The sequence below is a fragment of the Mycolicibacterium madagascariense genome (assembly GCF_010729665.1).
In the GTDB taxonomy this organism is placed as follows: Bacteria; Actinomycetota; Actinomycetes; order Mycobacteriales; family Mycobacteriaceae; genus Mycobacterium; species Mycobacterium madagascariense.
Genome location: NZ_AP022610.1, coordinates 2,827,029 through 2,845,532 on the forward strand (window position 1 = coordinate 2,827,029; position 18,504 = coordinate 2,845,532).

Annotated in this window: 20 protein-coding genes; 14 read left to right on the forward strand and 6 right to left on the reverse strand. The window is 71.5% G+C overall.

What is annotated here, in order from left to right:
• Positions 1-29 precede the first annotated feature (29 nt).
• Genes G6N60_RS13275 through G6N60_RS13285 form a run of 3 tightly spaced genes read left to right on the forward strand, consistent with a single transcriptional unit; the run spans position 30 to position 2,383 of the window.
• Positions 30-1,187 (forward strand): 8-amino-7-oxononanoate synthase, encoded by a 1,158-nt coding sequence (locus G6N60_RS13275; protein WP_163737741.1) that lies wholly within the window; start codon positions 30-32, stop codon positions 1,185-1,187.
• A complete protein-coding gene (gene bioD, locus G6N60_RS13280) occupies positions 1,184-1,858 on the forward strand; it encodes a dethiobiotin synthase (RefSeq protein ID WP_163737744.1) in 675 nt (224 codons plus the stop codon). Before G6N60_RS13275 ends, bioD begins: the two co-directional genes overlap by 4 nt.
• A 3-nt stretch (positions 1,859-1,861) precedes the next feature.
• Positions 1,862-2,383 (forward strand): 2'-5' RNA ligase family protein, encoded by a 522-nt coding sequence (locus G6N60_RS13285; RefSeq protein WP_163737747.1) that lies wholly within the window; start codon positions 1,862-1,864, stop codon positions 2,381-2,383.
• Here the strand turns inward: G6N60_RS13285 and G6N60_RS13290 are convergent.
• A complete protein-coding gene (locus G6N60_RS13290; RefSeq protein ID WP_163743894.1) occupies positions 2,336-2,929 on the reverse strand; it encodes a TetR family transcriptional regulator in 594 nt (197 codons plus the stop codon). The genes G6N60_RS13285 and G6N60_RS13290 overlap by 48 nt on opposite strands.
• Before the next feature lie 36 nt (positions 2,930-2,965).
• Between G6N60_RS13290 and bioB the strand changes: the two genes are divergently transcribed.
• Genes bioB through G6N60_RS13305 form a run of 3 tightly spaced genes read left to right on the forward strand, consistent with a single transcriptional unit; the run spans position 2,966 to position 4,892 of the window.
• Positions 2,966-4,027, forward strand: coding sequence for a biotin synthase BioB (gene bioB, locus G6N60_RS13295; RefSeq protein ID WP_246240630.1), 1,062 nt, complete (start codon positions 2,966-2,968; stop codon positions 4,025-4,027).
• A 2-nt stretch (positions 4,028-4,029) separates the two neighbouring features.
• Positions 4,030-4,230: a biotin synthase auxiliary protein BsaP gene (gene bsaP, locus G6N60_RS13300; protein ID WP_163737753.1), complete on the forward strand. Its 201-nt coding sequence runs from the start codon at positions 4,030-4,032 to the stop codon at positions 4,228-4,230.
• Positions 4,227-4,892: a DUF2567 domain-containing protein gene (locus tag G6N60_RS13305; RefSeq protein ID WP_163737756.1), complete on the forward strand. Its 666-nt coding sequence runs from the start codon at positions 4,227-4,229 to the stop codon at positions 4,890-4,892. Before bsaP ends, G6N60_RS13305 begins: the two co-directional genes overlap by 4 nt.
• Here G6N60_RS13305 and G6N60_RS13310 read toward each other — a convergent pair.
• Both G6N60_RS13310 and G6N60_RS13315 read right to left on the reverse strand, forming a co-directional pair.
• Positions 4,828-6,180, reverse strand: a complete 1,353-nt coding sequence (locus tag G6N60_RS13310; protein ID WP_163737759.1) for a lipase family protein — start codon at positions 6,178-6,180, stop codon at positions 4,828-4,830. The genes G6N60_RS13305 and G6N60_RS13310 overlap by 65 nt on opposite strands.
• A gap of 50 nt (positions 6,181-6,230) precedes the next feature.
• Positions 6,231-6,923, reverse strand: a complete 693-nt coding sequence (locus G6N60_RS13315) for an NUDIX hydrolase (RefSeq protein ID WP_163737762.1) — start codon at positions 6,921-6,923, stop codon at positions 6,231-6,233.
• A gap of 48 nt (positions 6,924-6,971) precedes the next feature.
• On the opposite strand from G6N60_RS13315, the gene nadA reads away from it, so the two are divergent.
• The 3 genes from nadA to nadC are packed head-to-tail and all read left to right on the forward strand — an operon-like array spanning position 6,972 to position 10,467.
• Positions 6,972-8,018 carry a quinolinate synthase NadA gene (nadA, locus tag G6N60_RS13320; RefSeq protein WP_163737767.1) on the forward strand — a complete coding sequence of 349 codons (1,047 nt, stop codon included), beginning with the start codon at positions 6,972-6,974 and terminating at the stop codon, positions 8,016-8,018.
• Positions 8,015-9,601, forward strand: a complete 1,587-nt coding sequence (locus G6N60_RS13325) for an L-aspartate oxidase (protein WP_163737770.1) — start codon at positions 8,015-8,017, stop codon at positions 9,599-9,601. The genes nadA and G6N60_RS13325 overlap by 4 nt, the downstream gene beginning before the upstream one ends.
• Entirely contained in the window at positions 9,601-10,467 is an 867-nt protein-coding gene (gene nadC, locus G6N60_RS13330; protein ID WP_163737773.1) for a carboxylating nicotinate-nucleotide diphosphorylase, read from the forward strand. The genes G6N60_RS13325 and nadC overlap by 1 nt, the downstream gene beginning before the upstream one ends.
• Before the next feature lie 187 nt (positions 10,468-10,654).
• Here the strand turns inward: nadC and G6N60_RS13335 are convergent, their stop codons facing one another.
• The 3 genes from G6N60_RS13335 to G6N60_RS13345 all read right to left on the reverse strand — a co-directional run bounded on the left by G6N60_RS13335 (position 10,655) and on the right by G6N60_RS13345 (position 13,911).
• Positions 10,655-11,812 (reverse strand): IS30 family transposase, encoded by a 1,158-nt coding sequence (locus G6N60_RS13335; RefSeq protein ID WP_443678359.1) that lies wholly within the window; start codon positions 11,810-11,812, stop codon positions 10,655-10,657.
• A 349-nt stretch (positions 11,813-12,161) separates the two neighbouring features.
• On the reverse strand, positions 12,162-13,418 hold the full coding sequence (locus G6N60_RS28905; RefSeq protein ID WP_163737779.1) for a hypothetical protein: 1,257 nt from the start codon (positions 13,416-13,418) through the stop codon (positions 12,162-12,164).
• Between the two features lie 124 nt (positions 13,419-13,542).
• Entirely contained in the window at positions 13,543-13,911 is a 369-nt protein-coding gene (locus G6N60_RS13345) for a nitroreductase family deazaflavin-dependent oxidoreductase (RefSeq protein ID WP_163737783.1), read from the reverse strand.
• Between the two features lie 122 nt (positions 13,912-14,033).
• Here G6N60_RS13345 and hisD point away from each other — a divergent pair, with 122 nt between their 5' ends.
• From hisD to priA, 5 genes are read left to right on the forward strand one after another with little or no spacing between them, the layout of a single operon-like run.
• Positions 14,034-15,383: a histidinol dehydrogenase gene (gene hisD / locus G6N60_RS13350; protein WP_163743897.1), complete on the forward strand. Its 1,350-nt coding sequence runs from the start codon at positions 14,034-14,036 to the stop codon at positions 15,381-15,383.
• Positions 15,380-16,522, forward strand: a complete 1,143-nt coding sequence (locus tag G6N60_RS13355; protein ID WP_163737787.1) for a histidinol-phosphate transaminase — start codon at positions 15,380-15,382, stop codon at positions 16,520-16,522. Before hisD ends, G6N60_RS13355 begins: the two co-directional genes overlap by 4 nt.
• Positions 16,519-17,139 (forward strand): imidazoleglycerol-phosphate dehydratase HisB, encoded by a 621-nt coding sequence (gene hisB, locus G6N60_RS13360; RefSeq protein ID WP_163737790.1) that lies wholly within the window; start codon positions 16,519-16,521, stop codon positions 17,137-17,139. Before G6N60_RS13355 ends, hisB begins: the two co-directional genes overlap by 4 nt.
• Positions 17,136-17,756 carry an imidazole glycerol phosphate synthase subunit HisH gene (hisH, locus tag G6N60_RS13365; protein WP_163737793.1) on the forward strand — a complete coding sequence of 207 codons (621 nt, stop codon included), beginning with the start codon at positions 17,136-17,138 and terminating at the stop codon, positions 17,754-17,756. The genes hisB and hisH overlap by 4 nt, the downstream gene beginning before the upstream one ends.
• Positions 17,756-18,499 carry a bifunctional 1-(5-phosphoribosyl)-5-((5-phosphoribosylamino)methylideneamino)imidazole-4-carboxamide isomerase/phosphoribosylanthranilate isomerase PriA gene (gene priA, locus G6N60_RS13370; RefSeq protein ID WP_179969688.1) on the forward strand — a complete coding sequence of 248 codons (744 nt, stop codon included), beginning with the start codon at positions 17,756-17,758 and terminating at the stop codon, positions 18,497-18,499. The genes hisH and priA overlap by 1 nt, the downstream gene beginning before the upstream one ends.
• Positions 18,500-18,504: the final 5 nt, after the last annotated feature.

Consider the following 18,504-nt stretch of genomic DNA (forward strand, 5'->3'; position numbering starts at 1 on the left):
GTCGGGTACGGGGCGTTGGAAGGTGGCACGTGACGCGCGCATCGATCTCCCCGCTGGCCTGGCTCGACGAGGTCGAGCAGCAACGCCGCACCGCCGGCCTGCGACGGTCCCTGCGCGCCAGGGCGCCCGCCGAGGACCGTCTCCCCGAACTCGACCTGGCCTCCAACGACTACCTCGGTCTCTCGCGCCACCCGCACGTCGTCGAGGGCGGCATCCGCGCGCTGCGCACCTGGGGTGCGGGTTCGACGGGGTCGCGACTGGTCACCGGCAACACCACGCTGCACGAGTCGTTCGAGACCGCGCTGGCCGGCTTCGTCGGCGCCGAGTCGGCGCTGGTGTTCTCCTCCGGCTACACCGCGAACCTCGGAGCGGTGGTGGCGCTGTCGGGCCCCGGCGCCCTGGTGGTGTCCGACGCCCTGAGCCACGCCTCGCTCGTCGACGCCTGCCGGCTGTCGCGGGCGCGGGTGGCGGTGACGCCGCACCGCGACGTCGGCGCCGTGGACGCCGCGCTCGGCGAACGCACCGAGAGTCGCGCCGTGGTGGTGACCGACTCGGTGTTCAGCGCCGACGGCGTCATGGCGCCGCTGTCGGAACTGCACGCGGTGTGCCGTCGGCACGGCGCCCTGCTGATCGTCGACGAGGCCCATGGGCTCGGGGTCAGGGGTGACGGCGGTCGGGGACTGGTCGCCGAGGTCGGCCTGGCCGGGGCGCCGGACGTCATCGTGACGACGACGCTGTCGAAGGCCCTGGGCAGCCAGGGCGGCGTCGTCCTCGGACCGGCCGCCGTGCGGGCCCATCTGATCGACGCCGCCCGCCCGTTCATCTTCGACACCGGCATCGCGCCCGCGGCCGTGGGGTCGGCGCTCGCGGCGCTGGAGGTGCTGATCGACGAGCCGTGGCGCGCGGGTGCGGTGCTCGCGGCGGCGGCTGCGCTCGCCGAGGCCTGCGGGGTGACCGAGGTGCCGCCGTCGGCGGTGGTCTCGGTCGTGCTCGGGGAGCCGGAGGTGGCGTTGCGCGCGGCGGCGGACTGCCTGGAGCGTGGCGTGCGGGTGGGCTGCTTCCGCCCGCCGACGGTCCCGGAGGGCACCTCGCGGTTGCGGCTCACCGCGCGGGCCTCGCTGACGGCCGACGACCTCGACGACGCGCGCCGCGTCCTGATCGACGTGCTCGCCGCGGCCACCGCGTGAGCGTCCTCGTCGTCACCGGCACCGACACCGGCGTCGGCAAGACCGTCGCCACCGCGGCACTGGCCTGCCACGCTCGCGTGATCGGCCGCGACGTCGCGGTGTGCAAGCCCGTGCAGACCGGCGAGATCGACGGTGACGACGACCTCGCCGAGGTGTCCCGCCTGGCGGGCGTCGAGACGCTGGCGCCCGGATGGCGCTACCCCGAGCCGCTCGCACCGGTCGCCGCCGCCGCACGGGCGGGTTTGCCACTGCCGACCCGCGACGACCTGCTCGCGCTGGTGCGCGGGGTCGACCGGCCGGGCCGGCTGACCCTCGTCGAGGGCGCGGGCGGTCTGCTCGTCGAGATCGGCGCGGACGCCACGACGCTGCGCGACCTGGCCCAGGCCCTGGACGCGGCCGTGCTCGTCGTCGTCAGGGCCGGACTCGGCACCCTCAACCATGCGGCGCTGACCGTGGAATCACTTGCCGCACATGGTCTTTCGTGTGCCGGACTGGTGGTGGGCAGCTGGCCCGCCGAGCCGGGCCCCGCGGAGACGTCCAACCGCGAGGCGCTCGAGCAGATCGCGCCGGTGCGCGGGGTCCTGCCCGCCGGCCTCGGCGACTCCCCGGCCGAGCGCTTCGCCGCGGTCAGCGCCGAGGCGTTCGACGCGGGATGGGTGCAGAGTCTCTAGACCATGGCCGCCCATTCCGTGGAGTTGCTGTTCGACGAGGACTCCGATGCCGCCATCCGGCGCGAGTGGGCAGCGCTCGTCGCTGCGGACCTGCCGAGCCAGGCGCGGCACCGCTCGCCGACCAACCGTCCGCACGTCACGCTGACCGTCGCGGGCCGGATCGACCCCGCCGCCGACGCGGGACTCTGGGAGCCGGCCAGGCAGCTCCCGCTGAAGTGCGTGATCGGCGCGCCGCTGGTGTTCGGGCGCACGGCGCTCACCCTGGTCCGGCTCATCGTCCCGGCGGCGGGCCTGCTGAGGTTGCACGAGTCCGTCGACGCGCTCTGTGCGCCGCACGTCGCCGACGGTCCCTTTCCGCACGCCCGGCCCGGGCAGTGGACGCCGCACGTCACGCTGTGCCGCCGGCTCGCTCCGGCCGATCTGCCCGCCGCGCTCGAGGTCCTCGGATCCGACGACGTCGCCGGCGCGTTCACCGGCCTACGGCGCTGGGACGGCGACGCCAGGGTCGACACCGTCATCGGCTGAGGGCCGGTGTCGGTGGGCGACCATGCCGTCGACGAGCAGCCCGAGGCCGAAGGCGAAGCGGCGGTTGGGGTTCGTGGACATCACCGACTGCTCCTGCGACAGGGCGCCGGCGGCATCCCACTGCAGCCGGGACTGCTCGTCGGCGGTGAAGCCGAGCACGTAGTAGAGCACCGATCGCGCAGCCAGATCGGCGTTGGCCGGATGCAGACCCGCGGCGACCGCGGCGTCGGTCAACGCGTCGAGGATCGCCGTCATCCGTTCGGACCGGCCCGCCGCGAAGCTCGCGGAGACGAGTTCGGCGCCGTCGGTCGACGACAGCAGGGCGTTGCGCAGTCCGCCACAGATGGCGTGCACGCGGGCCTGCCACGGGCCGGGCGGCACGCCGGTCAGCGCGGGCCCGAGCAGGCGGTCCGCCACCGCGCCCAGCAGTGCCTGCTTGTCGGCGAAGTGCCAGTACAGCGCGCCGGGGGTGACGCCGAGCTCGCGGGCGAGCCGCCGCATGGTCAGATCGGCCATCCCGTACTCGTCGAGGAGCTGGGCGGCCATGTCGATCACATCTGCGCGGGCGTGGCGGCGGGCCTGATGCACCCCTGTAGCCTAAACACCGTTCAAGTTCTCAGTGCAGGAGGAGTCCGAGTGACGCAGGCGACGGTGGACGTGTTGGGTCTGGCCAGGGAGCAGGTGCTCGAGCGCGGCGAAGGCCTCGCCCAGGATCAGATCCTGCAGGTGCTGCAGCTGCCCGACGACCGTCTCGAGGACCTGCTGGCGCTGGCCCACGAGGTCCGGATGAAGTGGTGCGGCCCCGAGGTGGAGGTCGAGGGCATCATCAGCCTCAAGACCGGCGGTTGCCCGGAGGACTGTCACTTCTGCTCGCAGTCCGGGCTGTTCGCGTCGCCGGTCCGCAGCGCGTGGCTCGACATCCCCAGCCTGGTCGAGGCGGCCAAGCAGACCGCCAAGTCCGGCGCCACCGAGTTCTGCATCGTGGCGGCCGTCCGCGGACCGGACGAACGTCTGCTCGCCCAGGTCGCCGCGGGCATCGAGGCCATCCGCAACGAGGTCGACATCCAGATCGCGTGCTCGCTGGGGATGCTGACCCAGGAGCAGGTCGACCGGCTCGCCGAGATGGGCGTGCACCGCTACAACCACAACCTGGAGACCGCGCGCTCGTTCTTCACCAACGTCGTGACGACCCACACGTGGGAGGAGCGCTGGGGCACCCTGGAGATGGTGCGCGAGGCGGGCATGGAGGTGTGCTGCGGCGGCATCCTGGGCATGGGTGAGTCGCTCGAGCAGCGCGCCGAGTTCGCCGCCAACCTGGCCGAACTGAACCCGCACGAGGTACCTCTCAACTTCCTCAACCCGCGGCCGGGAACGCCGTTCGGCGACCTCGAGGTGCTGCCCGCCACCGAGGCGCTCAAGGCCGTCGCCGCATTCCGACTTGCGTTGCCGCGCACGATGCTTCGCTTCGCGGGCGGTCGCGAGATCACCCTGGGCGACCTCGGTGCGAAGCAGGGCATCCTGGGCGGCATCAACGCCGTCATCGTGGGCAACTACCTGACCACGCTCGGGCGGCCCGCGGAGTCCGATCTCGAACTGCTCGACGATCTGCAGATGCCGATCAAGGCGTTGAACGCCAGCATCTGACGATGACGCCCCCCTTCAACGTCTACACCGGCGAGCCCGCGGGCACCGCCGTCCCGGCCGCGGCCGCACTCGGGCTGGAGCCGCCGCGCTTCTGCGGCGAATGCGGCCGGCGCATGATCGTCCAGGTGCGCCCCGACGGTTGGTCGGCGCGGTGCTCGCGCCATGGCGAGCGGGACTCCACCGATCAGGAACCCCAGCGATGAGCCTTCCGCACGCGCCCTCCGCACCCGCCGCTGACATCGAGGCGCCGCGACTCTCGTTGCGGCAGGCGGCGATTCGCGTCGTCGTCGGGTTGGCCCTGCTGGGCGCACTCCTCGGCGTGGTCTGGGCGTGGCTGGCGCCGCCGATCCAGGTCGTCGTGGCGCTGACCAAGAGCGGCGAGCGGGTGCAGGGCTACCTCGGCGACGATTCGGACTTCGTCTTCCTCGGCGCCTTCCTCATGACGGGTCTGCTGTTCGTGCTGGCGGTGTCCGCGGCCGTCGCGACGTGGCAGTGGCGGGCCCACCGCGGACCGGTCATGGTCGGCGCGCTGTCCCTCGGCGCCCTGGCCGCGGCGGGAGCGGCCGCCGGTGTCGGTGCCGCCCTGGCGCACTGGCGGTACGGCGCGGTGAACGTCGCGGGAGCCCCGATCTCGCCCCAGCACCGGGTGTCCTACACCCACGAGGCGCCCGCGGTCTTCTTCGGCCACACCCCGCTGCAGATCGCCGCGTCGCTCATCGTGCCCGCGGGGATCGCGGCCCTGGTCTACGCGATCTGCGCGCTGTCCACCAAGCGCGACGACCTCGGCGCGTGGCCGCCGATCACCTATCCAGAGCCGACAGCGGTCGCCGGTCCAGCCGTCGACCCGTCATCACCCGCGCACTGATCAGACCGAGCCGCAGCATGCCCCGGTAGGTCGACGGGTTCAGCATCGTCGGCCACTTGGTCCGCGACCGCTTGCTCGACGGCGGCTTGCCCGCGAAACGGTCGCGCAGCCAGCGCAGCGTCATCGGCGCCGACAGCGGGTGCAGCAGCAGATGCTCGCTTAGGAGGTCGCGGTGATAGGTGACGTCCGTGCCGCCCGCCGAATAGGTCTCCGCGAGCGCGTCGATGTCGGCGACGGAGATGAGCTCGTCGTACACGGCCTGCACGATCAGCACGGGAATGCTCGGAGCCGCGGTGCCGAGCTTGATGCTGTCGAACACGTGCTGCACCTCGGGGGTGCGCAGGATGTTCTCCAGCGGCTCGTCGACCATCGTGCCCATGTCCTTGCGGATTAGCTTGAGCACGGCGTGCGCGGTCGTCAGATCCTGGATCTCGGCCAGCATCGCCTTGCCCTCCGGCGTGACGTGCTGGCTGATGACGCGGTCCAGATCGGGGTAGACGTGCGACAGCGCGGCGACCACCAGGGCGGGCAACCCGGAGAAGAACGAGCCGTTGAGCCGGCGGAAGGTGTGGCCGAGATCGCCGACCGGCGACCCGAGGACCGCGCCGACGAGATGGAGTTCCGGCGCGTAGTCGGCGTACACCTCGGTGGCCCACGCACTGGCGAGGCCGCCGCCGGAATAGCCCCACAGCCCGATCGGGGCGTCCGTCGACAGGTTCAGCGGTTCGTAGTTGAGCGCGGCGCGCAGGCCGTCGAGGACGTGGTAGCCGGGCTCGTACGGCGCACCCCAGATCCCTTGCGGCCCTTCGTGATCGGGCACGGAGACGGCCCAGCCCTCGGCGAGCGCGGCGGAGATCAGCAGGAACTCGAACTGGGCCAGCGCACCGATGGCCTTCGCGCCCCGGCGCAACGCGTAGGACGGGAAGCAACGACTGGCGACCGCGTCGATCGCACACTGATACGACAGGATCGGACCCCGGCTGCCGCCGGCCCGGTCCGGGGGCACGATGACGGTCGTGACGGCGCCCATCGGCTGCCCGTTGAGATCGGTCGAGCGGTACAGCAGCTGGGTTGCCGTCAGCTTCTGGGGGACGCGGCCGAGGAAGGCGAGCTCCACGTCGCGCGAGCGCAACACCGTGCCGGGGCGCGCGTGCTCGAACCCGGGCGGCGGGACGTGGAAGGGATCGTGGCGGGGCAGCACCGGCCGCGACGTGCGGTCCAGCTCCTCGTGGGGAGCCCGACCGATCCATTCGGCACCGGTCGAGACGGCGGCGTTGCCAGAGTCCATCGAACCATTGTGTCCACAGGCCGGGCTCGAATCCCAATCGGGGGCCTCGGTCAGGTCGGCGGCCGCAGGGCGGCGAACTCGTCGGTGACGCGGTAGCGGGCCTCGGTGAAGCGGAACAGCGCGGCCGGCCGACCGCCGCTGCGGCCCGACTTCGCGGTGGTTCCGGTGGGCGTGATCACGCCGCGGCGGGCCAGCACGCGTTGCAGGTTGGTGGCGTCGACCTGGTAGCCGAGCGCCGCGTCGTAGACGTCCTTGAGCGTCGAGACCGCGAATTCCCTTGGTGCGAGCGCGAATCCGATGTTGGTGTAGGACAGCTTGGCGATCAGCCTGGCGTGGGCGTTGGTGATCATGGGGCCGTGGTCGAAGGCCATCGGCGGCAGCTCGGCGACCGGATGCCAGCGGGTGTCGGGGGGTAGCTCGGGGGTGGCGGGGGAGGGCACCAGCCCCAGGAAGGTCGAGGCGATCGTGCGCGGGCCGGGCACGCGGTGGGGATCGCTGAAGACGGCCAGTTGCTCGAGATGCAGGAGTTCGCGCAGGTCCACCTTCTCGGCGAGCTGGCGGCGCACCGAGGTCGTCAGGTCCTCGTCGTGCCGGAGCCGGCCGCCGGGCAGTGACCACGCACCGCGCTGAGGGTCCATGGCCCGTTCCCAGAGCAGCACGCTGAGCTGCGGGTTTCGGGAGGAGAGCTGGCGAACCTGAAACACGACGGCGAGGACTTCGTGCGCAGTGCTAGTATCAGGCATGTTTTCGATCATAAGTCGAAAACCCCGTCGGGATCAAAGGAGACGACCATGACGGTAGTGGACCTCACCACGACGAGCGGCGATCTGGCCGCGCGGATCACCAACGGCCCCGCCGGCTACGCCGGGATCGACGGTGACCAGGACTGGGCGGCAGAGGTGCGCCGGCTCGCCGAGCTGCGCAACGCGACGTTGCTCGCGCACAACTACCAGCTGCCCGCCATCCAGGACGTGGCCGATCACGTCGGTGACTCGCTGGCACTGTCCCGGATCGCCGCCGAGGCATCCGAGGACACCATCGTGTTCTGCGGGGTCCACTTCATGGCCGAGACCGCGAAGATCCTCAGCCCCGAGAAGACCGTGCTGATCCCCGACCAGCGGGCCGGCTGTTCGCTGGCCGACTCGATCACCGCCGACGAGCTGCGCGCCTGGAAGGCCGAGCACCCCGACGCCGTCGTCGTGTCCTACGTCAACACGACCGCCGCGGTGAAGGCGCTCACCGACGTCTGCTGCACGTCGTCCAACGCCGTCGAGGTCGTGGCCTCCATCCCCGAGGACCGCGAGGTGCTGTTCTGCCCCGACCAGTTCCTGGGTGCCCACGTCCGCCGCGTGACGGGCCGCACGAACCTGCACGTCTGGGCCGGGGAGTGCCACGTGCACGCCGGCATCAACGGCGACGAGCTGGCCGCGCAGGCCACCGCGCACCCCGACGCCGAGCTGTTCGTCCACCCCGAATGCGGCTGCGCCACCTCGGCGCTGTATCTGGCCGGCGAGGGCGCGTTCCCCGACGACCGGGTGAAGATCCTGTCCACCGGCGGCATGCTCGACGCGGCACGCGAGACCAGGGCGCGCCAGGTACTCGTCGCCACCGAGATCGGCATGCTGCATCAGCTTCGCCGGGCGGCACCCGAGGTCGACTTCCGCGCGGTCAACGACCGGGCATCCTGCCGCTACATGAAGATGATCTCCCCCGCGGCGCTCCTGCGCTGCCTCGTCGAGGGCGCCGACGAGGTGCACGTCGACGCCGACGTCGCGGCCGCCGCCCGTCGCAGCGTGCAGCGCATGATCGAGATCGGCCAGCCTGGCGGCGGGGAATGACGCCCTCCTGCGGCGGGGTCGGCCACTGGCAGCAACGGGCCGACGTCGTCGTCGTCGGGACCGGTGTCGCCGGCCTGGCCGCGGCACTCGCCGCCCACCGCCGCGGTCGCCGCGTCGTGGTGCTGAGCAAGGCCGTCCAGAGGGAGGGGGCGACGGCCACGTTCTATGCCCAGGGCGGCATCGCGGTGGTCCTGCCGCGCACCGACGACTCCATCGCGGCGCACGTCGCCGACACCCTCGCCGCGGGCGGTGGCCTGTGCGACGCCGACGCAGTGACGTCGATCGTCGCCGACGGCTACGCCGCGATCACCGGGCTGGTCGACGACGGCGCACGGTTCGACGAGGCCGCACCCGGACGGTGGTCCCTGACCCGCGAGGGCGGCCACTCCCGGCGGCGCATCATCCACGCCGGCGGCGACGCGACCGGCGCCGAGGTGCAGCGTGCGCTCGACCACGCCGCCGCGCATCTCGACGTCCGGCGCGATCACGTTGCGCTGCAAGTACTTCGGGACGACACGGCCGTCACCGGCGTGCTGGTGCGCAACGAGGACGGGCTCGGCGTCATCCATGCACCCTCGGTGATCCTGGCCACCGGGGGCCTCGGTCACCTGTTCTCGGCGACGACGAACCCCGAGGGCTCCACGGGTGACGGCGTCGCGCTGGCGCTGTGGGCCGGGCTACCCGTGGCCGACCTCGAGTTCGTCCAGTTCCACCCGACCATGCTGTTCGACGGCAGGGCAGGCGGGCGGCGCCCACTGATCACCGAGGCCCTGCGCGGCGAGGGCGCGATCCTCGTCGACGCCCGCGGCGAGTCGGTGACGGCGGGCGTGCACCCGATGGGTGACCTGGCGCCGCGCGACGTGGTGGCCGCAGCCATCGACCGGCGCCTCGCCACGACGGGGGACGCCTGCGTCTACCTCGACGCGCGAGGCGTCGAGGACTTCGCCCGACGGTTCCCCACCGTCGCCGCGGCCTGTCTGGCGGCCGGCATCGACGCCACCCGCACCCCGATCCCGGTGGTGCCCGGCGCCCACTACAGCTGCGGCGGCGTCGTCACCGACGTGGACGGGCGTACCGAACTGCCGGGGCTGTTCGCCGCCGGGGAGGTGGCCCGCACCGGAATGCACGGCGCGAACCGGTTGGCGTCCAACAGCCTGCTCGAGGGTCTGGTCGTCGGCCGCCGCGCCGGGCTGGCCGCCGTCGCGCACGCCGCGGACGCCCCCGCGCCCCGCGCGGTCGTCGACCCCGTCCGCCGAAGGACGCTCGACCGGTCCGAATTGCAGCGCGCCATGACACGGCACGCCTCGGTGGTGCGCGACGCCGCCGGTCTGGCGCAGGTGCGCGATCTGCTCGACACCGCCCGTCCCCGCGACCTCACCGGGCGGGCAGCCGTCGAGGACGCCGCCCTGACTGCCGCGGCGACGGCCGTCGTAGCGGCGGCACTGGACCGACCCGAGTCCAGGGGCAGCCATCATCGCGCCGATCACCCACACCCCGATCCGTCCCGCGCGATGAGCACCGTCGTGCGACTGGACGCCGCGGGCGTCGCGACGATCACCGCTCCCGCGCAGGCGTGCTGCTGATGGAACTCACCGTCGACGAACGCGACGACGCGCGGGCCGTGGTCCGCCGGGGTCTCGACGAGGATCTGCGCTACGGGCCCGACGTCACGTCGGTGGCGACGGTGCCCGCCGACGCCACCACGACGGCCTCGATAGTGACCCGCCAGCCGGGCGTCGCCGCGGGCGTCGACGTCGCGCTGCTGGTGCTCGACGAGGTCATCGGCCCGGACTCCTACCGCGTCGTGTCTCGGGTCAAGGACGGCACCCGCATCGAGCCCGGGGAGTCGCTGCTGGTGCTCGAGGCGCCCACGCGGGGCTTGCTGACCGCCGAACGCACCATGCTGAACCTGGTGTGCCACCTGTCGGGCATCGCGAGCACGACCGCGGCCTGGGTCGAGGCGGTGCAGGGCAGCGACGCCAAGATCCGCGACACCCGCAAGACCCTTCCCGGGCTACGGATGCTGCAGAAGTACGCGGTGCGCGTCGGGGGTGGGGTGAACCACCGCATGGGGCTCGGCGATGCCGCGCTCATCAAGGACAACCACGTGGCGGCGGCCGGGTCGGTGGTCGCGGCGCTGCGGGCGGTGCGGGAGACCGCACCCGACGTACCGGTCGAAGTCGAGGTGGATTCCCTCGAGCAACTCGACGAGATCCTCGGCGAGGACCTGGGTGTCGCGCCGTTGATCCTGCTCGACAACTTCCCCGTCTGGATGACGCAGATGGCGGTGCAGCGCCGAGCCGCCCGGGCCGGGCACGTCGCGCTGGAGTCCTCGGGCAACCTGTCGCTGGAGAATGCCGCCGCCTACGCAGGCACCGGCGTCGACTATCTGGCCGTCGGCGCGCTCACCCATTCGGTGCGGGTGCTCGACGTCGGCCTCGACGTGTGAAACCGACTGCGGGACAACCCCTTTGGAGACGTAGGCCGGGGGTGCCGACCCGTTCCGGGTGCGGGCTCCTACGGGCGTCATAGCTCGCCAAGTGAAGTCAACCTCGCGTCGAGACTTCACTTAAGCATCTAAGTGAAGTCAACCGCGTGCCCAGACTTCACTTGAGCGTCTAGGTGAAGTCTTGGATTCAGGCGGTCGCTGCAACGAATGTGGACGGGTCTGAGAGTAACCGGTCGAGTTCTTCGGCGGGGGTGCGGAAGCCGAGGCGTTTGCGGGGTCGGGCGTTGAGTTCGGCGGCGACTTCGTCGAGCCAGCCGGGTCCGTAGAACGACAGGTCGGTGCCTTTGGGGAAGTATTGGCGGAGTAGGCCGTTGGTGTTTTCGTTGGTGCCGCGCTGCCAGGGGCTGTGCGGGTCGCAGAAGTAGATCGGCAGTCCGGTGGCCTCGGTGATCGTGGTGTGCAACGCCATCTCACTGCCCTGATCCCAGGCCAGTGAGCGGCGCAGCACCTCGGGGATCTCGGGGATCCTCGTCGTCATCGCCTCGGCCAGGGTGGCCGCGGTGCGGTCGCCGCGCAGGTGCAGCAGCATGACGAACCCGGTGGTGCGCTCCACCATGGTGCCGATCGCGGAGTTCGTCGCGGTGGCACCCAGGATGAGATCGCCCTCCCAATGGCCCGGGATCGCGCGGTCGTCGGCTTCGGCGGGTCGTTCGCTGACGTTGACCATGCCCTTGAGCTTGCCTACACCGGAGGTGTTGCGGCCCTGCGCCTTTCGGCGAGTGCGCCCGGTTCGCAACGCGTCCTTGACCAACCTGGCCAACTCCCCGCGTGGCTGCACGTACAGCGCCTGATAGATCGTCTCGTGTGACACCCACATCTCCGGATCCTCGGGGAAGTCCACCCGCAGCCGGCCCGCGATCTGCTCGGGACTGTGCCGCGACCTCAACCCTTTCAGAACCTCGGCCAACACGACAGGATCGCCTTCGAGCTTGCGCACCTTCGGACGGCGACGATTGACCTCGGCGACGTCCTGGCCGACGCGGGCGCGATACCCCGACGAGGTCAGTCCCTTGGCGATCTCGCGGCGGACCGTGCTGTGGTGACGGGCGAGCAGTTCAGCAGCGCGGACTGCGGTGCAACCGGTCTCCAGCAGGTCTTCCAGGCGGCAACGCTCCAGAAACGACAGCGGCGCACGCTGCCGTGGCGAGCGATCGACGGCGCCGAGGGCACGAGCTGGAGCAGCGGTTCTGGGCACGTAACCAGCCTGTTTGACCCAGGCCGCACCGGCGATCTCCGACACGCCCGCGGCCACCGCGGCCTGCGTGACGTCGGCCCCGCCGCGCATCGCCGCCCAGAACACCTCCCGCACCGCTGCCGGGTACCGAATCCCCCGATGCCTCGTATCGGCTGCGACCCCCGCCTCTGCGGCCCATTTCGAACCGGTTTGATGCGACACCCCGGCCACCGTCGCAGCCGCCGACTGCGACAGCCCCAACCTCAGCGCCCTCAAGAACTCCCCACGAGCCGACTCCGGCGCTTTGCTACCCCGAGCACGAAAAGCCATCGAACAACACCTCTCAACAAATCAGGTGTTGCAGCGATCACTTGAGCCCGCCAGTCGCCGTCATCTAGTGGCGTCAATTCACATTCGCCGAACGGGCCGCCCGGCGCGGCTGATACCTCCTGTCGGTCGATCAGCCGTCGGAACCCTTGTCGCCCTTGGGGTTTCCCGCACCACCGGCGCCGCCCTTGCCGCCGGTGGACGTGCCGCCCGACGACGTCGCGCTGCCACCCGACCCGCCCGTGCCACCCTTGCCGGTCGCGGCGGCACCACCCGTACCGCCCGCGCCGCCGGTCGCCGAGCCCGTGGCCGAGGTGGCCTTGCCGCCGTTGCCGCCCGCGCCGGGGGTGCCCGCCGCGACCCCGGTGCCACCGGTTCCGCCGGTGCCGCCGTGGGCGGTGGCTCCCTGAGTCCCCGTCGCGTCGCCACCGGTGCCGCCGTGGCCCGCGGCGCCGGTGGCACCCGAGTCGCCTCCGGTACCGCCGGCACCGCCGGTCGCCGCCTGGTCGGGGGTGTTGGCGAGACCGCCCGTGCCGCCGTCGCCGCCGTTGCCGGCCACCGATCCGCCGCGGCCGCCCGCGCCACCGTTCCCGCCGGTGGCACTGCCGGTCAGGGTGGCGGCCACGCCGCCGTCGCCACCGCGTCCGCCGTTGCCCGCGACGACGCCGCCGCTACCACCGTTGCCGCCGTTGCCACCGGTGACGGGACCGACCCCGGTGATGTCGAGCGATCCCGCTCCGCCGTTGCCGCCATTGCCGAAGAGGCCGGCGTTGCCACCGTTGCCACCGTTGCCGCCGCGGGCTCCGGCGGCGCCGTTGCCACCGTTGCCGAACAGGATCCCGCCGTTGCCGCCGTCCTGGCCGGGCAGCAACCCGTCGCCGCCGTTGCCGATCAGCAGGCCGGCGTTGTGGCCAGGCGCGCCGTTGCTGATGAACACGCTGATGAACTGGCCGATCATCGGGCCGGGCGTGCCCGGGGGCAGGGCCGCCAGACCGCTGGAGGCATTCCCACCCGTCGTGACGCTCGGGGTCACGAGGAGCAGCGCCGGGCTGAACTTGTTGCCGCTCGACGTGGCAGCGGCCAAGGCCGTGACGGAGCTGGTGCCGGTCGGCGTAACCCCCGTCGGCGTGCTCCCGGTCGGCGTCCCCTGCAGCGCGGGGGCGGTGCCGGTCGTGGAGGTGTCCGTGCCGGTGGGCCCCGACGTCGTGGGGATGTTCGGCAGCACGATGGCGGCCAGCGCCGGGGAGAAGTACCGGGGCGCGGGGGCCTGCTGCTGACCGGCGGACGGGATGTTCGCCCGCTCGTCGGACGGTGCGGCGCCCACCGCGCCGGCCAGCACGGCGGCCGCGCAGGCAGTCGTCAACAAGGTCTTGTGCTGCTTGGTGGTCATTCCCGGAGATCTCCCGACGCGTTCGACTGGACTTGGCCAACCGCTAGTACCACAGCGGAAAGACCAGTAAACACGCGTTTACCTCCGAACGGGGAAGTTTGCCAAAACTTCCGTTCGGCGTACGTTAGGACACGTCGGCGACGAACGTGCCCTGCCGTTTGGCGAGCATGCGGGGGATCCGGGGGAGCGTTTCATCGACCGTTCCCGCCGGCAGGACCCGCGGATTGACCAGGTGCAGATCCTCATGGCCGACGTGAATGTCCGCCTCACCCGCGGCGAGGACGTTCTTCACCCAGTTCGTCTTGCCGTGCAGCAGTCCGATCGCCAGCAGGTCGCCTTTGCGGTAGGCCGTCACGATGGTCTCGTACTGCGTGCCGGAGGTACGGCCGCGGTGGCGGATCACCGCGAAGCCGGGCATGCGCTTGGACAGCGGACGCAGCAGCGGGTTGACGTACTTGATCTGAAACCGTTCGAGCCATACCGGAATCAGCATGGGCACCCCCGGGGCGTGATTGGGGTGTTCATTCCTCGGTGTTGACGGTGACATGGCGGCTCCCGGATTCTGATTTGTGCTGCTCTGGGACAATAGACGGCGTGAGTGACGCGACCGTGCCGATGGCCCGCATCGACCTGCGGGGCGAGCATCTCTCCGCGGCCCGGCTTCGCGCCGTGCTGCCGCGCGGCGGAGTCGACGTGGACGCCGTGGTGCCCACCGTGCGTCCCATCGTCGACGCCGTGATCGAGCGGGGCGCCGAGGCGGCCCTGGAGTACGGCCAGACCTTCGACGGCGTGCGACCGGCAACGGTCAGGGTGCCGCAGGCCCGCCTCGACGACGCGCTCGCCGAACTCCACCGCGACGTGCGCGATGCCCTCGAGGTGTCGATCGAGCGGGCGCGGGCCGTCCACGCCGACCAGCAGCGCACCTCCACCACCACGACGCTGGCCCCCGGTGCGACGGTGACCGAGCGGTGGGTGCCGGTCGAGCGGGTGGGCCTCTACGTCCCCGGTGGCAACGCCGTCTACCCGTCGAGCGTCGTCATGAACGTGGTGCCCGCGCAGATTGCCGGCGTCGACGGTCTGGTGGTCGCCAGCCCGCCGCAGGCGGACTTCGGCGGATGGCCGCACCCGACGATCCTGGCCGCCGCCCGCCTGCTCGGGGTGACCGAGGTATGGGCGGTCGGCGGGGCGCAGGGCGTTGCCCTGCTGGCCCACGGCGGCACCGACACCGACGGTGCCGAACTCGCCCCGGTCGACATGATCACCGGCCCCGGCAACGTCTACGTGACCGCGGCGAAGCGGATCTGCCGCTCCCGGGTCGGCATCGACTCCGAGGCCGGCCCGACCGAAATCGCCATCCTGGCCGATCACTCCGCCGACCCGGTGCACATCGCCGCCGACCTCATCAGCCAGGCCGAACACGACGAGATGGCGGCCTCGGTCCTCGTCACCACGAGCGTCGAACTCGCCGACGCCACCGACGTCGAGGTGGCCGCCCAACTCCGGACGACCGTGCACCGCGAGCGGGTGACCGCCGCGCTGACCGGGAGGCAGTCGGCGATCGTGCTCGTCGACGACGTCGACGCGGGCCTGCGGACGGTGAACGCCTACGCCGCCGAGCATCTCGAGATCCAGACCGTCGACGCGTCGGCGGTCGCGGGACGGGTGCGTTCGGCGGGTGCCGTCTTCGTCGGGCCGTGGTCACCGGTCAGCCTGGGGGACTACTGCGCGGGCTCCAACCACGTGCTGCCGACCGCGGGGTGCGCGCGGCACTCCAGTGGGCTGTCCGTGCAGACGTTCCTGCGCGGCATCCACGTCGTCGACTACTCGGAGGCGGCCTTGAAGGACGTGTCCGGCTACGTGATCACCCTGGCCAACGCCGAGAACCTGCCCGCCCACGGCGAGGCCGTCCGGCGCCGCTTCGAAGGGCAGGAGCCCAGCGACCGGGGAAACGGTGGGCAGAAGTGAGCGACACACACCAGATCTCCCTCGACGACCTGCCGCTGCGCGACAACCTGCGGGGCAAGTCGCCCTACGGAGCGCCGCAGCTGTCGGTTCCGGTGCGGCTCAACACGAATGAGAACCCGCACCCGCCGACCCAGGCCCTCGTCGACGACGTCGCCGCCTCGGTGCGCGACGCGGCCTCGGACCTGCACCGCTATCCCGATCGCGACGCGATGGCCCTGCGCGCGGACCTCGCGGCATATCTGACGCGGCGCACGGGTGTCACGCTCACCGCGCGAAACCTGTGGGCGGCCAACGGCTCCAACGAGATCCTGCAGCAGCTGCTGCAGGCGTTCGGTGGGCCCGGCCGCAGCGCCCTCGGGTTCGTTCCGTCCTACTCGATGCACCCGATCATCTCCGACGGCACGCAGACCGAGTGGCTGGAGGCCCGGCGCGCCGGTGACTTCGCACTCGACGTCGACGCCGCCGTCGCCGCGATCACCGAGCGCCGACCGGACGTCGTCTTCGCCACCAGCCCCAACAACCCATCGGGGCAAAGCATTTCGCTGGCGGAACTGCGTCGGCTGCTGGACGCCGCGCCGGGCATCGTGATCGTCGACGAGGCGTACGCCGAGTTCTCCGCCGAGCCCAGCGCGGTGCAGCTGCTGGCGGACTATCCGGCCAAGCTCGTCGTCAGCCGCACCATGAGCAAGGCCTTCGCCTTCGCCGGTGGCAGGCTCGGCTACCTGGCGGCGGACCCCGCGATGGTCGACGCCCTCCTGCTGGTCCGGCTGCCGTACCACCTGTCGGTACTCACCCAGGCCGCGGCCCGCGCGGCGCTGCGGCACGCCGACGACACCCTCGGCAGCGTCGCCCGGCTCGTCGCCGAGCGCGAACGGGTGTCGAAGGCCTTGTCGGACATGGGTTTTGAGGTCGTACCGAGCGATGCCAACTTCGTGCTGTTCGGTGGGTTCTCCGACGCCCCGCGGGCGTGGCAGCGCTACCTGGATCAGGGCGTCCTGATCAGGGACGTCGGCATCCCTGGTCACCTGCGTGCCACCATCGGCCTCGCCGACGAGAACGACGTGTTGCTCGACGCGAGCGCCGTCGTCGCCGAAACCGAACTCCGCTCGACGGATTCCAGCCCAGTAGGAGCGTCATGACCACCCCGGCCCCCCGGCGCGCGCGCATCGAGCGCAAGACCAAGGAGTCCGACATCGTCGTCGAGATCGATCTCGACGGCACCGGCCGGACCGACGTCAGCACCGGCGTCCCGTTCTTCGACCACATGCTGACCTCGCTCGGCAGCCACGCGAGCTTCGACCTCACCGTGCACGCCGAGGGCGACGTCGAGATCGAGGGTCACCACACCGTCGAGGACACCGCCATCGTGCTGGGCCAGGCCCTCGGTCAGGCGCTCGGCGACAAGCGCGGCATCCGCCGCTTCGGGGACGCCTACATCCCGATGGACGAGACGCTCGCGCACGCGGCCGTCGACGTGTCGGGGCGGCCGTACTTCGTGCACACCGGCGAGCCGGACTACATGGTGCACTTCACGATCGCCGGGTCGAGCGCCCCGTACCACACCGTCATCAACCGGCACGTCTTCGAGTCGCTGGCCTACAACGCCCGCATCGCGCTGCACGTGCGCACCCTCTACGGTCGCGACCCGCACCACATCACCGAGGCCGAGTTCAAGGCCGTGGCGCGCGCGCTGCGCCACGCCGTCGAGCCCGATCCGCGAGTATCGGGCGTGCCGTCGACGAAGGGTAGTTTGTGACGACGAAAGTCGTTGTCCTCGACTATGGTTCGGGCAACCTCCGCTCGGCTCAACGCGCCCTGGAGCGGGTCGGCGCCGACGTCGAGGTGACCGCCGACCCGGATGCGGCGGCCGCTGCCGATGGTCTGGTCGTGCCGGGCGTCGGTGCCTACGAGGCGTGCATGGCGGGCCTGCGGGCGGTGGGTGGGGAGAAGATCGTCGCCGACCGGCTCGCGAAGGACCATCCCGTGCTGGGCATCTGCGTCGGCATGCAGATCCTGTTCAGTCGCGGGGTGGAGTTCGGCGTCGAGAGCGTGGGATGCGGCCAGTGGCCCGGATCGGTCGTGCGGCTCGAGGCCCCGGTGATCCCACACATGGGGTGGAACGTCGTCGACGCGGCGCCGGGAAGTACGCTCTTGCGCGGCCTGGACCCGGACACCCGCTTCTACTTCGTGCACTCCTACGCCGCCCAGCAGTGGGAGGGCGCAGACGATGCGAAGCTGACGTGGGCGACGCACCACGTACCGTTCCTGGCCGCAGTCGAGGATGGCGCGTTGAGCGCCACCCAGTTTCATCCGGAGAAGAGCGGCGACGCCGGCGCGACGCTGCTCGAGAATTGGGTCGAGGGGCTTACGTAGTGAGTGGCGAGCGTTTGATTCTGCTGCCTGCGGTCGACGTGGTCGACGGCAAGGCGGTCCGCCTGGTTCAGGGCGTGGCGGGCAGCGAGACCGACTACGGTTCGGCGCTCGACGCCGCCATGGCCTGGCAGAACGACGGCGCCGAGTGGATTCACCTCGTCGACCTCGACGCGGCATTCGGCCGCGGATCCAATCGTGAGCTGCTCGCCGAGGTGACCGGCAAGCTCGACGTCGCCGTCGAGCTGTCCGGCGGCATCCGTGACGACGAGTCGCTCCTTGCCGCCCTGGAAACCGGTTGTGCGAGAGTCAATTTGGGCACCGCCGCGCTGGAGAATCCGGTCTGGTGTGCACGCATGATCGCCGAGCACGGCGACAAGGTCGCCGTCGGACTCGACGTCAAGCTGGAGGCCGGTCAGTACCGGCTGCGCGGCCGCGGTTGGGAGACCGACGGCGGTGACCTCTGGCCCGTGCTGGAACGTCTCGACGCCGAGGGCTGCTCGCGATTCGTGGTCACCGACGTCACCAAGGACGGCACGCTCAACGGTCCGAACCTCGAACTGCTGGCCGGGGTCGCCGACCGCACCGACGCGCCGGTGATCGCCTCCGGTGGCGTGTCGAGCCTGGACGATCTGCGCGCGATCGCGACGCTGACCGGAGTCGGCGTCGAGGGTGCCATCGTCGGAAAGGCGCTCTACGCCGGGCGGTTCACTCTCCCCGAGGCCCTCGCCGCGGTGAGTCGGTAGATCGC